The organism is Prochlorococcus marinus str. MIT 9201 (assembly GCF_000759955.1).
Classification (GTDB): domain Bacteria; phylum Cyanobacteriota; class Cyanobacteriia; order PCC-6307; family Cyanobiaceae; genus Prochlorococcus_A; species Prochlorococcus_A marinus_G.
In genome coordinates, this window is record NZ_JNAL01000012.1 from 80609 (window position 1) to 93642 (window position 13034).

General features: G+C 33.0%; 11 protein-coding genes. 8 read left to right on the plus strand and 3 right to left on the minus strand.

Annotated elements, in window-relative coordinates:
- Position 1 precedes the first annotated feature (1 nt).
- Positions 2–685, plus strand: a complete 684-nt coding sequence (locus EU95_RS03785) for a M15 family metallopeptidase (protein ID WP_032522307.1) — start codon at positions 2–4, stop codon at positions 683–685.
- Positions 686–688: 3 nt separating this feature from the next.
- Here EU95_RS03785 and EU95_RS03780 read toward each other — a convergent pair whose 3' ends face one another.
- A complete protein-coding gene (locus EU95_RS03780) occupies positions 689–2476 on the minus strand; it encodes an NADPH-dependent assimilatory sulfite reductase hemoprotein subunit (protein ID WP_032522308.1) in 1788 nt (595 codons plus the stop codon).
- Positions 2477–2563: 87 nt separating this feature from the next.
- Here EU95_RS03780 and glyS point away from each other — a divergent pair, with 87 nt between their 5' ends.
- The gene (gene glyS / locus EU95_RS03775; RefSeq protein ID WP_032522309.1) at positions 2564–4726 is read left to right on the plus strand and encodes a glycine--tRNA ligase subunit beta; all 2163 of its coding nucleotides are present in this window, start codon (positions 2564–2566) and stop codon (positions 4724–4726) included.
- Here glyS and chlP read toward each other — a convergent pair.
- Positions 4707–6047: a geranylgeranyl reductase gene (chlP, locus tag EU95_RS03770; RefSeq protein WP_032522311.1), complete on the minus strand. Its 1341-nt coding sequence runs from the start codon at positions 6045–6047 to the stop codon at positions 4707–4709. The genes glyS and chlP overlap by 20 nt on opposite strands.
- A 112-nt stretch (positions 6048–6159) precedes the next feature.
- Between chlP and EU95_RS03765 the strand changes: the two genes are divergently transcribed.
- From EU95_RS03765 to ccsB, 5 genes are all read left to right on the plus strand, one after another.
- Positions 6160–6879 carry a M15 family metallopeptidase gene (locus EU95_RS03765; RefSeq protein ID WP_032522312.1) on the plus strand — a complete coding sequence of 240 codons (720 nt, stop codon included), beginning with the start codon at positions 6160–6162 and terminating at the stop codon, positions 6877–6879.
- Between the two features lie 124 nt (positions 6880–7003).
- Positions 7004–8800, plus strand: a complete 1797-nt coding sequence (gene typA / locus EU95_RS03760) for a translational GTPase TypA (protein WP_032522313.1) — start codon at positions 7004–7006, stop codon at positions 8798–8800.
- A gap of 11 nt (positions 8801–8811) precedes the next feature.
- The gene (locus EU95_RS03755) at positions 8812–9180 is read left to right on the plus strand and encodes a DUF309 domain-containing protein (protein ID WP_032522315.1); all 369 of its coding nucleotides are present in this window, start codon (positions 8812–8814) and stop codon (positions 9178–9180) included.
- A 94-nt stretch (positions 9181–9274) separates the two neighbouring features.
- On the plus strand, positions 9275–10003 hold the full coding sequence (lptB, locus tag EU95_RS03750; RefSeq protein ID WP_032522316.1) for an LPS export ABC transporter ATP-binding protein: 729 nt from the start codon (positions 9275–9277) through the stop codon (positions 10001–10003).
- 113 nt (positions 10004–10116) lie between these two features.
- Complete coding sequence (gene ccsB / locus EU95_RS03745) at positions 10117–11046, plus strand: c-type cytochrome biogenesis protein CcsB (protein WP_032522317.1); 930 nt, start codon at positions 10117–10119, stop codon at positions 11044–11046.
- Between the two features lie 35 nt (positions 11047–11081).
- On the opposite strand, the gene rpe is transcribed toward ccsB, so the two are convergent.
- Complete coding sequence (gene rpe / locus EU95_RS03740; protein WP_032522318.1) at positions 11082–11837, minus strand: ribulose-phosphate 3-epimerase; 756 nt, start codon at positions 11835–11837, stop codon at positions 11082–11084.
- 185 nt (positions 11838–12022) lie between these two features.
- Between rpe and glpX the strand changes: the two genes are divergently transcribed.
- Positions 12023–13024: a class II fructose-bisphosphatase gene (gene glpX, locus EU95_RS03735; protein WP_032522319.1), complete on the plus strand. Its 1002-nt coding sequence runs from the start codon at positions 12023–12025 to the stop codon at positions 13022–13024.
- Positions 13025–13034: the final 10 nt, after the last annotated feature.

Here is a 13034-nt window from a genome sequence, read left to right on the forward strand (position 1 = left end):
ATTGAAAATTTGGAATAATATACCAATTAAAGATAATGGAGATAAATTAATAGAAATCCCTAGCGACTTCAACTTTTTAGATCCCCACCCTTATTCTCATTTAGGAGCACCTTACAAAGATAAAACTTCTATCTGGAAATTAAGAGAGGAGGTAGTAAATAGATTAGTAAAAGTAAATGATTATTTGATATCAAAGAGTAGTTTTAACCTTTTAATTTATGACAGTTGGCGACCTCTAGAAGTCCAAGAATTTATGTTTAAAAGAGCATTTTTATTAGAGTGTGAAAAATCCAATATTGATATTTCTTTTGAAAATATAAAATCCTATCCATCCATTCTAAAAAAAATTGAAAAATTTTGGGCATATCCTTCTTATGACACTAGGTATCCCCCCCCTCATTCAACTGGGGGTGCATTGGATGTTTGTTTATCAGATAAAAAAGGAAGTCTTGTTGAAATGGGAAGCATGGTTGATCAAATGGATGAGACCTCAAATCCCTATTTCTATGCAAACATAAAGAATGATGAGGCAATTATTTGGAATAGTAGAAGAACTTTATTAAGGGAAATTATGATTAAATTCGGATTTGCTCAACATCCTAATGAATGGTGGCATTTTAGTTATGGTGATCAATTATGGGCTTGGAAAAATAAAAAAGCAAATGCCTTTTATGGAAAAATCTAAATTCTATTGATTTTTATTTAGTAAATTCAATATATAATTTTCATCTTGAGTATTTATAAAATCTCCGAAATCCAAATCCAAATTACTCTTCCAATTATCAAATAATGGTTGAAGAGTTTTTTCTAAATCGTTAAGTTCCATTCTTTGCAAGTATGGTTTGGCCAGCCTTTGCAGATTTTTACTTCCCCCCAACCATAATTGGTATTTGTTTTGCCCACTTCCAACAAGTGCTAATTCGGCCATATATGGCCTGGTACATCCATTCGGACATCCTGTCATTCTAAATAATATTGTCTTTTGTATTTTTAGATCTAACAGTAAATTTTCAATCCTTTTTAATACATCAGGTAATATTCTTTCAGCTTCAGTCATCGCAAGACCACAAAGTGGTAACGCAGGACAAGCTAAAGCATGTCTTTGTATTTCATTGATGTTTTCTAAATTTTCGTATCCAATTTTTGATAGAGATTTTTGAATTGCACCTTTGTTTTCATTGGCGATATTACAAAGTAAAATATCTTGATTAGGTGTGAGTCTTAAATCTAAATTAAATTTTTTAACAATACTTGTGATTGTATTCTTCTTCTCCCCAGATAACCTCCCTGATAATAATGGCAAACCTACGAAATAGGAAGTTTTATTTTGTTTGTGCCAACCTAGGTAATCAATAAGAACTTTATCCGGTTCTTTCCTAATTTTTTTAATTTCTTTCTTGAAATACTTATCAAGTAGTATCTTTTTGAACCATTTAATACCTTTTCTATGAAGAAGATATTTCATTCTCGAATTTTTTCTTGATTTTCTATCGCCATAATCTCTTTGAATAGCGACAATGCTTTGTATTAATTCATAAATATAAGGTTCTTCAACATACCCAAGTGGATCTGCAATTCTGGCAAAGGTCTCTTCATTATTATGTGTGCGACCCATACCACCTCCAACATAGAAGTTGCACCCTTCCAAGTTTCCATCTTTAGAAGTATAGGCAACTATTCCTATGTCATTGGTAAGAAGATCAACAGAATTGTCCCCAGGAACTGTCACAGCACATTTGAATTTTCTAGGTAAATAAGTTGAACCATAAAGAGGCTCATCTTTTATCCCGCTAAAAACATTATCTTTGAATTGTAGCTTCCTAATTACTTCAATATCTTTGTCAGGCTTAATAGTGTACTCTAAATCTCCATCAGCCCAAAGCTCTAAAAAAGTGCCTTGGCCAGCCATTGGGGTGAGAAGATCTGCAACTTTTTTTGCTAATGCTCTTGCAATTTTGTAGTCTGGCGAATCAAATGGAGCCGCAGGGGCCATAACGTTTCTATTAATGTCTCCACAAGCAGCTAATGTGGAGCCCATTGAATTTACTATTGTTTGAATTACTTCCTTTAGGTTCTCCTTTCTAATTCCATGCATTTGAAAGGCTTGTCTTGTAGTGGCCCTAAGTGTTCCATTACCTAGTTTGTCAGATAATTCATCTAATGCTAAAAATAATTTCCCAGGGACTTCGCCGCCGGGATTTCTTAACCTAAGCATCATTTGCCAATCTTTACTTTTGCCAGGCCTTCTATTTTCCCTGTTATCTTGTTGATAACTACCATGAAATTTTAATAACTGAACTGCATCATTGGTAAAGTGATCACTTTCATTGGCTAATTCCGTAGCAAGCGGTTCCTTAAGAAATTGGCTGCTTTTCTTGAAATTTTCAAATTTAGACACTTCTAATCCATTTGCCAAACAAACCGTTTCTTCTTTGGAGGGATCTTTTTTCTTTTTTACTTTCTCAACCTTGATCAACGGACCAAAACATATCTCTTTTTATACATTAGCGAAAAGCTTATTTAACTGGTAGTAAATTATATTATTAGAAGTCATATTTTTTTCTTGTCTAAATATTTACTTGAGATTGGAACTGAAGAGTTGCCAGCAAAATTTTCTCATTCTGTTTTAGATCAATTTAAATCTCTAATAGAGTTTGAATTGGATAAAAAGTTAATCAAATTCGAAAATATAGTTGTTACCTCCACACCAAGGAGGATAGTTCTACTTCTCGAAGGTTTAGTTGATTATGCAGAAGATAAGATAATAGAAAGAAAAGGGCCTAAAGCAAATTCAGCTTATTTAGATGGATGTCCTACTAATGCCGCTTTAGGATTTGCTAATAGTTTAGATATAGATGTAGGTGAGCTAGAAATAAAAAAGACAGAAAAGGGTGATTTTGTATTTGGAAGGAAAATTGAGAAAGGACTTTCAACAAAAATTTCTTTGTCTTCGATTATCCCAAAATTAGTAAAGAGTCTTCAAGGCCCTAGATTTATGAAATGGGGGTCTGGGGATATGAAATTCTCAAGACCTATTAGGTGGATTGCTTCTATTTATAACGATGAAATTCTTGATTTTGAATTTGATGAATGTGATCCAAAGATCAAAATAAGTAATAAAACAAGAGGTCATAGGCTAATCAATGAAGTTTTAGAAGTTCATAATCCTGATGAATTTTTTGAATTATTAAAACGAAATAGAGTAATAGCTATTCGAGAAGAAAGAAAAGAAAAAATTGAAAGTTTAATAAATCAAGCGTCTAAATCTTTAAATCTGAAACCTGACCTTTCAGGAGGATTACTAAATGAACTAACTGATTTAGTTGAATGGCCAGACTTAATTATTGGCAAATTTAGTAATGAATTTCTTGATCTTCCGGTTGAAGTTCTCTCAACAGTCATGAAAAGTCATCAGCGATACGTTCCTCTTTTATTGAAAAACAAAAGTTTTTCTAAACTAGATTTAAGCTCTGAAAAAAATATTTGTACAACTTTCTGCCTTATTTCAAATGGTCTTGAAGAATCAAATAATAATATTGCCAAAGGTAATGAAAAAGTTTTGAGGGCAAGGTTTTCTGATGCAAAGTTTTTCGTAGAAAGTGACAAAAAAGTTGCCTCAATCAAAAGAAATGAAAAGCTTAAAACTGTTTCCTATTTGAAAGGACTTGGAAATATTTTTCAGAGGGTAGAGAGGATAGAGGAAGTTACAAAAAAAATTCTTAAATTTTTAAATGATAAGTCTTTAGAAGAAAAAAAAATAATAGAAGCTGCTAAATACTGTAAAAACGACTTATGTAGCGAAATTGTTTTCGAATTCCCTGAGCTGCAAGGAATAATGGGTGGTAAATATCTTAAATATGAGGGTTTTAGTGAGGATGTTTGCTTGGCTGTCGCTGAACATTATTTACCTTCTTTTTATAAAGATGCTTTGCCCTCCACAAAATATGGTGCAATAGTTTCTATAGGAGATAAGGTCGAAACTTTAATAAGTATATTTATTTCTGGTAAACGTCCCAGTGGATCATCTGATCCTTATGCTTTAAGAAGAAATTTGAATGGAGTGATTAAAATAATTTGGGATTATGAACTTGATTTACCTTTAGATAAATTATTTAAAGAACTTATTGATTTTTGGAAAATCGCATTTCCGAATTTTAACTTTTCAAAAGAAACGGTGTTTAATGATTTAAATGAATTTTTAGTTCAAAGAATAGTTAGTCATCTTGAAGAAATATCACTTAGTAAAGAACTAATCAAGTCCGTTTGCTCCTCTGATGAATTATCTCAAAAAAGACTATTGAATATTGTTGATCTTAAAAATAGGATTAAATCTATTATCGATTTTAAAAAAAGGTCAACTTTTGTTGAAATCCAAAAGGTAATTACTAGGGTGAGTAAATTAGCTAATAACAGCACTCTTTCAAAAGATGTTTTCTCCACAGAGGGATATGTGAACTCAACACTTTTTGAAAAAGATTGTGAACTTCGAGTTTTTGAATTTATTAGAGAATTAGAAAAAAATCTCTCTTCAGGTTATTGCAATTATTTAAAACTTCTGAATTTGTTCGAGATTAATGTAAATACTATTGAGGATTTATTTGATAATGAAAAGGGTGTCCTAGTAATGACAGAAGATATAGAAATCAGAAATAATAGACTCAATTTATTGGGCTTTATTAGAAATTATTCTCTAAAAATCGCTGACTTTACAATTTTGAGCTCTTAACTTTAATTCCTCCTTTTATCGAATAATTTTCTAGCATTTTTTTTACATCTTTATCTTCCCTAACAGCACTGTCAACAGGTTTATATTTTTGAGGTGCTAGTGCTTTTCCTCTTAAAATTGAACCAAGTGTAAGCATTGTTATTTTTAGCTGTTGTAATGGTTTCATGGAAACAACTCTTTTGTATAAGTAACTATCAAAAGTAAGTCTTTGTACATCCATGTCATCACACATCTCAACAAAAGCTTCTCTTGCAGAATCATTTCTATAAAAAATATTTTGAAGGATTTCTAGAACTTTATAGGTAGTACCATATTTCTTGTCCCATTTTTTTAAATAGTTTTTTAAATCTTTTTCTGATGGAATTACTTGACCGTTATTTGATGCTTCAACAATTTCTTCAGCACACATTCTCCCGCTTTTTGCAGCAAAATATATACCCTCCCCAGAACTTTTTGTGACATATCCTGCTGCATCACCAACTAATGCCATTCTTCCAACAACCCTTCTTGGTCTTGGGTGTTCAGGGATAGGATGTGCTTCTACCTTTATTACCTCTCCGTTAACAAGTCTTTTCTTTGCTCTATTTCTTACTCCCTCTTGAAGTCCCTTAATTAATGACTGATTCTTCTGCATGGTTCCAGTGCCAACAGCAACATGATCATATTTTGGGAATACCCATCCATAAAAATCAGGAGAAACATCAGTACCAACGTACATTTCGGCTAGATCTTCGTAGTAACTCATTTCTTCTTTAGGTAACTTAATCCTTTCTTGAAATGCAATAGCAACTTTGTAGTCTCCTGCATCCATCGCTTTGGCAACTCTACTGTTAGCTCCATCAGCTCCTATTAACAGGTCAACAGTAAGTTCTTTGAGCTCTCCTTTTTTGTCTCCATTCGAGAAGTCTGAATATGATAATTTATATGGCCCATTATTATTATCTCCAGTATCGATAGAGGTAACTAAACCATTTACTAGCGTGGCACCAAGATCTGATGCTCTATTACGCATAAAAGCATCCATAACTTCTCTTCTGCACATCCCAATAAACTCATTATCGCTTTTTCCGTAAACTTTATCTAAGCTAATATCTACCTCTCTATTTGATGGAGATATCATTCTCATATGCCTTACTTTTCTATCGATAATTGACTCAGGCAAATCAAATTCCTCCACCATACAAAGAGGAATAGCTCCTCCACACGGTTTTGCATTGTCTAATTTTCTCTCGAAGAGCCAAGTTTTTATACCAGCTTTAGCAAGTATTTCTGCCGCACATGAACCACTTGGACCTCCACCAATAACAGCTACCCTCAACATACGAAAAAATAATAATATATTTAAAAACCCTACATCTTTTTTGCTTATAAAAGTGCATTTCTTAAAATAATAGTTAATATCGAAATATCTTTTCCAAATTCACCTCTAAATATTGGAACTAAACAAAGATATCCATCAAGTTGATATACCACTTGCCAAAAGAATTTACCTAAATAACCCTAATTCAATATTATTAAAAAAATTATTAATATTTTCTCCATTTATTATCTTTATTATTTCTATCGCTACATTGCGATTGATTTGGAATAGTGAATTAGGACTTCTAAATAATCTTAAAATCCAGGTTCAAAGAAATCACGAAGGTAGAATTTTAGGCCATCTACCATATAATGAAATTTCTAAGGAGAAACTAGTTTTAATTGAGCCCAATATTGAAGTTCATATTGATATGCGCGATTCATTATTGAAGATGAGAGAAGAAGCTAAAAAAGATGGGATATATTTGGTCTTCTTGAGTGGTTATAGATCAATAAATTTGCAAAACGATATCTTTTATTCTTTAAAATCTATTAGAAATCAAGAAGCGGCAGAAAGAGCTAGGGTTTCTGCTCCTCCAGGATATTCTGAACATAGTACAGGTTTTGCAATCGATATTGGTGATGCTACTCAAAGAGAAACAGACTTTGAAACAGACTTCGAAAATACCGACGCCTTTAGATGGCTAAAAAATAATGCAGCTAAGTTTCACTTTAAGTTATCGTTCAACAAAGATAATAAATACATAGATTATGAACCTTGGCATTGGAGATTTGAGGGCTCAATTGAAGCATTAAAAGTTTTTGAAACCTCTAATAGAAAATTAGAAATCTAATCGATTAATAAAATTATTCAATTAAATTATGTTTTTCAAAGTCTTAAAGAGAAAATTTTCATAATAAGCATACTTTGAGTTAGCCTTAATAAAGATAATCTACTACTTATATCAATTTTTATAAATGTCATCTTCGATAAAAGAAATTAGAAATGTTGCAATTATTGCTCACGTAGATCATGGGAAGACAACTCTCGTAGATGCATTGTTATCTCAATCAGGAATATTTAGAGACAATGAAGTCATACCTACATGTGTGATGGATTCAAATGATCTTGAAAGAGAAAGGGGAATAACAATACTCTCAAAAAATACCGCAGTTAACTACAAAGACACCAGAATTAACATTATAGATACACCTGGTCATGCTGACTTTGGAGGAGAGGTCGAGAGGGTCTTGGGAATGGTTGATGGTTGTCTGCTTATTGTTGATGCGAATGAGGGGCCGATGCCACAAACAAGATTTGTTTTAAAAAAAGCATTAGAAAAAGGACTAAGGCCTATAGTCTTTGTGAATAAAATTGATAGACCAAGAGTAGTACCAGAAATAGCAATTGATAAGGTCCTTGATTTGTTTTTAGAATTAGGGGCTGATGACGATCAATGTGATTTTCCTTACCTTTTTGGGAGCGGCCTATCTGGTTTCGCAAAAGAAGAGATGGAATCTAATAGTGATAATATGATGCCTCTTTTTGAAGCTATTATCAGACATGTGCCTCCTCCAATTGGTGACTCAAATAAGCCTCTGCAGCTACAAATAACTACTTTGGATTATTCTGATTTCTTAGGAAGAATTGTAATTGGAAAGATTCATAATGGGACTATAAAAAATGGCCAACAAGCTAGTTTAATTAAAGAAAATGGAAAAACTATTAAAGGTAAGGTTAGTAAACTACTGGGATTTGAGGGATTACAAAGAATTGATATAAATGAAGCATATGCAGGTGATATTGTTGCTGTTTCTGGTTTCGATGACGTCAATATTGGTGAAACAATAGCATGTCCCGATTCTCCTCATCCTCTTCCATTAATCAAAGTTGATGAACCCACCTTAAATATGACCTTTGTAGTCAATGATTCACCATTTGCAGGTAAGGAAGGTAAATTTGTGACTAGTAGACAATTAAAAAATAGATTGGAGAGGGAACTTCTAACAAATGTTGCCCTAAGAGTAGAAGAAACAGATTCTCCCGATAGGTTTTCAGTTTCAGGAAGAGGAGAATTACATTTAGGGATTTTGATTGAAACTATGAGAAGAGAAGGGTTTGAATTTCAAATCTCACAACCTCAAGTAATATTTAGAGAAATTGATAATGTTGAATGTGAACCTATAGAGACTTTAGTTTTAGATGTTCCTGAAGTGTCTGTTGGTTCATGTATCGAGAAACTCGGATGTAGAAAGGCAGAGATGAAAAACATGCAGACAAGTTCAGATGGTAGAACTCAATTAGAATTTCTTGTGCCATCAAGAGGATTAATCGGATTTCGTGGGGAATTTGTAAGGATAACCAGAGGTGAAGGTATCATGAGTCATTCGTTTTATGAATATAAACCTAAAACAGGAGACTTTGAAACTAGAAGGAATGGCGTTCTTATAGCTTTTGAGGAAGGTGTAGCCACATTCTATGCTTTAAAGAATGCTGAAGATAGAGGAGTTTATTTTATTAAACCTGGAGTTAAAGTTTATAAGGGCATGATAATTGGAGAGAATAACAGACCTCAAGATCTTGAATTGAATATATGTAAAACTAAACAGTTGACTAATATGAGGTCTGCAGGAGCAGAAGAACTAGATACTTTGCAGTCACCTGTAGATATCACCCTTGAAAGAGCACTTGAATATATTGGTCCTGATGAAATGCTAGAAGTAACTCCTGATTCAATAAGAATGAGAAAAATAAATAAGAAGAGAAAATTTTAATAACTAATTTCATGAATGAAGAGAGTACAAAAAGTTTTGAAGATTCACTTTTTATTGCTTTAAATCTTTTTAATAATCAGGATTGGTATGAGGCTCATGATGCTTTTGAAGAAATTTGGAATTCTCTTGATGGCGATGAAAGACAAGTCATCCAAGGCATTTTACAAGTATCCGTATCGCAGTTTCATTTAAGTAAGGGTAATTTAAATGGAGCTACAATTTTGCTTGGAGAGGGTTTGGGTAGAATAAAAACTAGAACCAAAACTAATTTAGGAATTGATCTCGATTCCTTTTGCCAATGTTTGGAAGATTTATTGAGAAAATTACAATATAAGGAGATATTAAATGAGAACGATAAGCCTTTTTTGAAACCTCTTTGATGAATATGAATACATCTTTCTCATTTATTAGATTATTATTATCCATTTCATTTTCTTTTCAAGAAAATAAGATAACTAATCGATTTCAAAGAAGATGAATTTAAAAATTCAAAATGTATCCCTTTCAATAAAGGGAAGATTAATTGTAAATAATGTCTCCATAACTGTAAATCCAGGAGAAGTTGTAGGTTTGATGGGACCTAATGGTGCAGGAAAAACCACAACTTTTAATCTTGCAGTTGGGAATATAAAACCTGATAAAGGTGAAGTTATAATGAATGACAAAAATATTACTAATTTTCCACTCCCAACTAGATCAAGATTAGGGTTGGGTTATTTAACTCAGGAGGCCAGCATATTTAGAGACCTCACTGTTAAAGAAAATATAGATTTAGCTTTGCAGAATTCATCTTATAGTCGAGCGGCAATTAGAAGTAGAAGAGAACAATTAATTAATGAATTTAATTTGAATAATTTTTTAGATAATTATGGTTATCAACTTTCAGGAGGAGAGAGAAGGAGGTGTGAGATAGCGAGAGCTCTAACTGTGGGTAGAAAAGGGCCTAAATTCTTATTACTAGACGAACCATTTGCTGGGATAGATCCTTTAGCTGTTAATGATTTAAAGAAACTAATTCTTAAATTAAGTAGCGACGGAGTAGGTATTCTAATTACAGACCATAATGTAAGGGAAACCCTTTTAATTACTAATAAATCATATGTATTAAGTGAAGGAAAAATTTTAGCTTACGGATCATCAAGTGAATTAGCTGATAATCCAATAGTCAAGAAGTATTATCTAGGCGATAATTTCAAACTTTGAAATTCTTTTGCAAAATAAATTAAAACTTTATTATTAAAAATTTACTCATATAAGAATGATTTAAATTATTATTTGGTTGTTATTGAATATTAAAACAGGATAAATTTCTAGAAATGATACTAGATAATCTTTTTAAAAATTTAATATTTGACCCGGTTTCAGTTTTAGGGCTTTTTGTTTTCTATATTTTATTAGTTAATTTACCGATATCTTTAGTCGCAGTTTTTCAAAAAAAATCTTATTTAACTGTAAGAGCACTTACTATTCTTGTAAATTTTTTAATAACATTGCAATTACTTTTTAGGTGGTCAATTTCTGGACATTTCCCAATTAGCAATTTGTATGAATCTCTTTATTTCCTTACTTGGGGTATCACAATGGGACAACTATTGATTGAAAGGGAATATCAATCTCCAATAATTCCATCAATTGCTATACCTATTGAGTTACTGACTGTAGCTTTTGCCTGTTTTGTTTTGCCTGAAGATTTGAAATTGTCATCAAACTTGGTGCCTGCTTTAAGATCTAGTTGGTTAGTAATGCATGTTAGTGTTGTAATGCTTAGTTATGCGGCATTAATAATAGGTTCTTTACTTTCAGCTTCTGTTTTATTCGTTAATAAAAATAAACCGCTTCAAATAAGAAGCAGCTCTGCAGGAGTAGGAGGATTCAAAATTTCTAATAACTATGCTTTAAATGACTTGGTTAATCATATTGAATTTTCTCATTCAGAAGAATTAGATACATTAAGTTATCGTTCTATATTAATAGGTTTTGTTCTTTTAACTCTCGGGTTGATTTCAGGTGCAGTTTGGGCTAATGAGGCATGGGGTACATGGTGGAGTTGGGACCCAAAAGAAACATGGGCATTTATTTCGTGGATGTTTTATGCAGCTTATCTTCATATGAGAATAAGTAAAGGTTGGCAAGGCCGAAGACCAGCATTATTAGCTACTTCTGGGTTCTTAGTGGTTTTAGTATGTTATTTAGGGGTTAATTTCCTAGGAATAGGTTTACATAGTTATGGCTGGATATTTGGGTGATAAGAAAATCACCCATAACTCAGGCATAAAATTTATTAAGGCTCTGAAAGAATATTCCCTTTTTGTGCTTCTTCTGCAACTTTTCTCAGGTCATCACATCCCTCTTTTAAAGTTGGGTAAGCAAACATTCCACTTCCTGCAATAAAACAATTAGCACCGGCACCAGCACATTGTGAAATAGTCCAATTTGCTTTGATGCCTCCATCAACTTCAATGTCTACATTTAAGTTTTTTTCGATAACAAAGTTTCTAATTTCTCTGATTTTATTAAGCATTGTTGGTATGTATGCTTGTCCACCAAAACCTGGATTAACTGTCATAACTAAAACATGATCGACCATATCCATAATGTTTTTTATCATTTCAAATGGAGTATGAGGGTTTAATGCAACAGAAGGAGATCCTCCTAGGTCTCTTATTCTTCCAAGAACTCTATGCAAATGAATATTTGCTTCTGCATGAGCTATTACTACTCCTGGTTCACCATTAGCCCCTTTTGTAGCGCTTACATAAGATTCAAGCATGGTTTCACAATTGTATTGGCTCACCATTAATTGAGTTTCAAAAGGGACATTGCAATATTTCCTGCATGCAGTAATCATTTCAGGACCGAAAGTAAGATTTGGCACGAAATTCCCATCCATCACATCAAATTGAATTCTATCTACCCCAGCCTCCTCAAGCTCTTTCACGCAAGCCCCCATATTTGCCCAATCTGCTGGTAAAACGGAAGGAATTATTTGAATTGGTCTATTAACACCAGCTAAATTTGTTTGATTTGACTCAGTCATTTAATTTTTAAAATATTTAATAAAGATACTATATTTAGTTGTTTATTCCTAATTTCAAGTCACGGCCTGATAAAGTAACAGCTGTAAAGAGTTAAAAAGCTTATTAGCATAATAATCTTATAAAAAATTACACTTTTTATGAGATCATACTCAAAACCTTTTAGAAAATCCTCAAAAATTTAATTGTGAATCAAACTTTAATTCAAGAAATTCTCGAAGTTGTCGAGCAAGCAGCAATTGCTTCAGCAAAACTAACAGGACTTGGTCAAAAAGATGAAGCTGATGCTGCAGCTGTCGAGGCAATGAGATTGCGAATGGGCAAAATTGAAATGAAAGGGAAAATTGTTATTGGAGAAGGTGAAAGAGATGAAGCACCTATGCTCTATATAGGTGAAGAAGTAGGAAGTGGAAATGGACCAGGGGTTGACTTCGCTGTAGATCCTTGTGAAGGAACTAATCTTTGTGCAAATAACCAAAGAGGTTCTATGGCTGTTTTGGCAGCTTCAGATACCGGAGGTCTTTTTAATGCGCCTGATTTCTATATGAACAAATTAGCAGCTCCTCCTGCGGCTAAAGGGAAAGTAGATATTAGAAATTCGGCTACTGAAAACTTGAAAATTCTTAGTGATTGCTTGGATCTCTCTATTGATGAACTTACTGTTGTTGTAATGGATAGAACTAGGCATAAAGATTTAATCAAAGAGATCCGAGGATGTGGTGCAAAAGTACAGCCGATTTCTGATGGTGATGTTCAAGCTGCGATTGCATGTGGTTTTGCAGGCACTGGCACACATTGCTTAATGGGTATAGGTGCAGCTCCTGAAGGTGTTATTTCTGCTGCTGCAATGAGAGCTTTAGGTGGACACTTTCAAGGACAACTAGTTTATGATCCAGCAATTGCTCAAACTTCTGAATGGGCTGATTACACAAAAGAAGGAAATATAAAACGTCTTAATGAAATGGACATAACTGATATAGATAAAATCTATGAAGCTAACGAATTGGCATCGGGAGAAAATGTTGTTTTCGCTGGAAGTGGAATAACTGATGGATTATTATTTGACGGAGTTAAATTTGAAAGGGATTGTGTCAGAACAAGCAGTCTAGTAATTAGTACATTAGATAGTACTGCAAGATTCACAAATACAGTCCATATAAAAGATGGTGCTAAGAGTATCAGCCTTTAAAATTTCACTT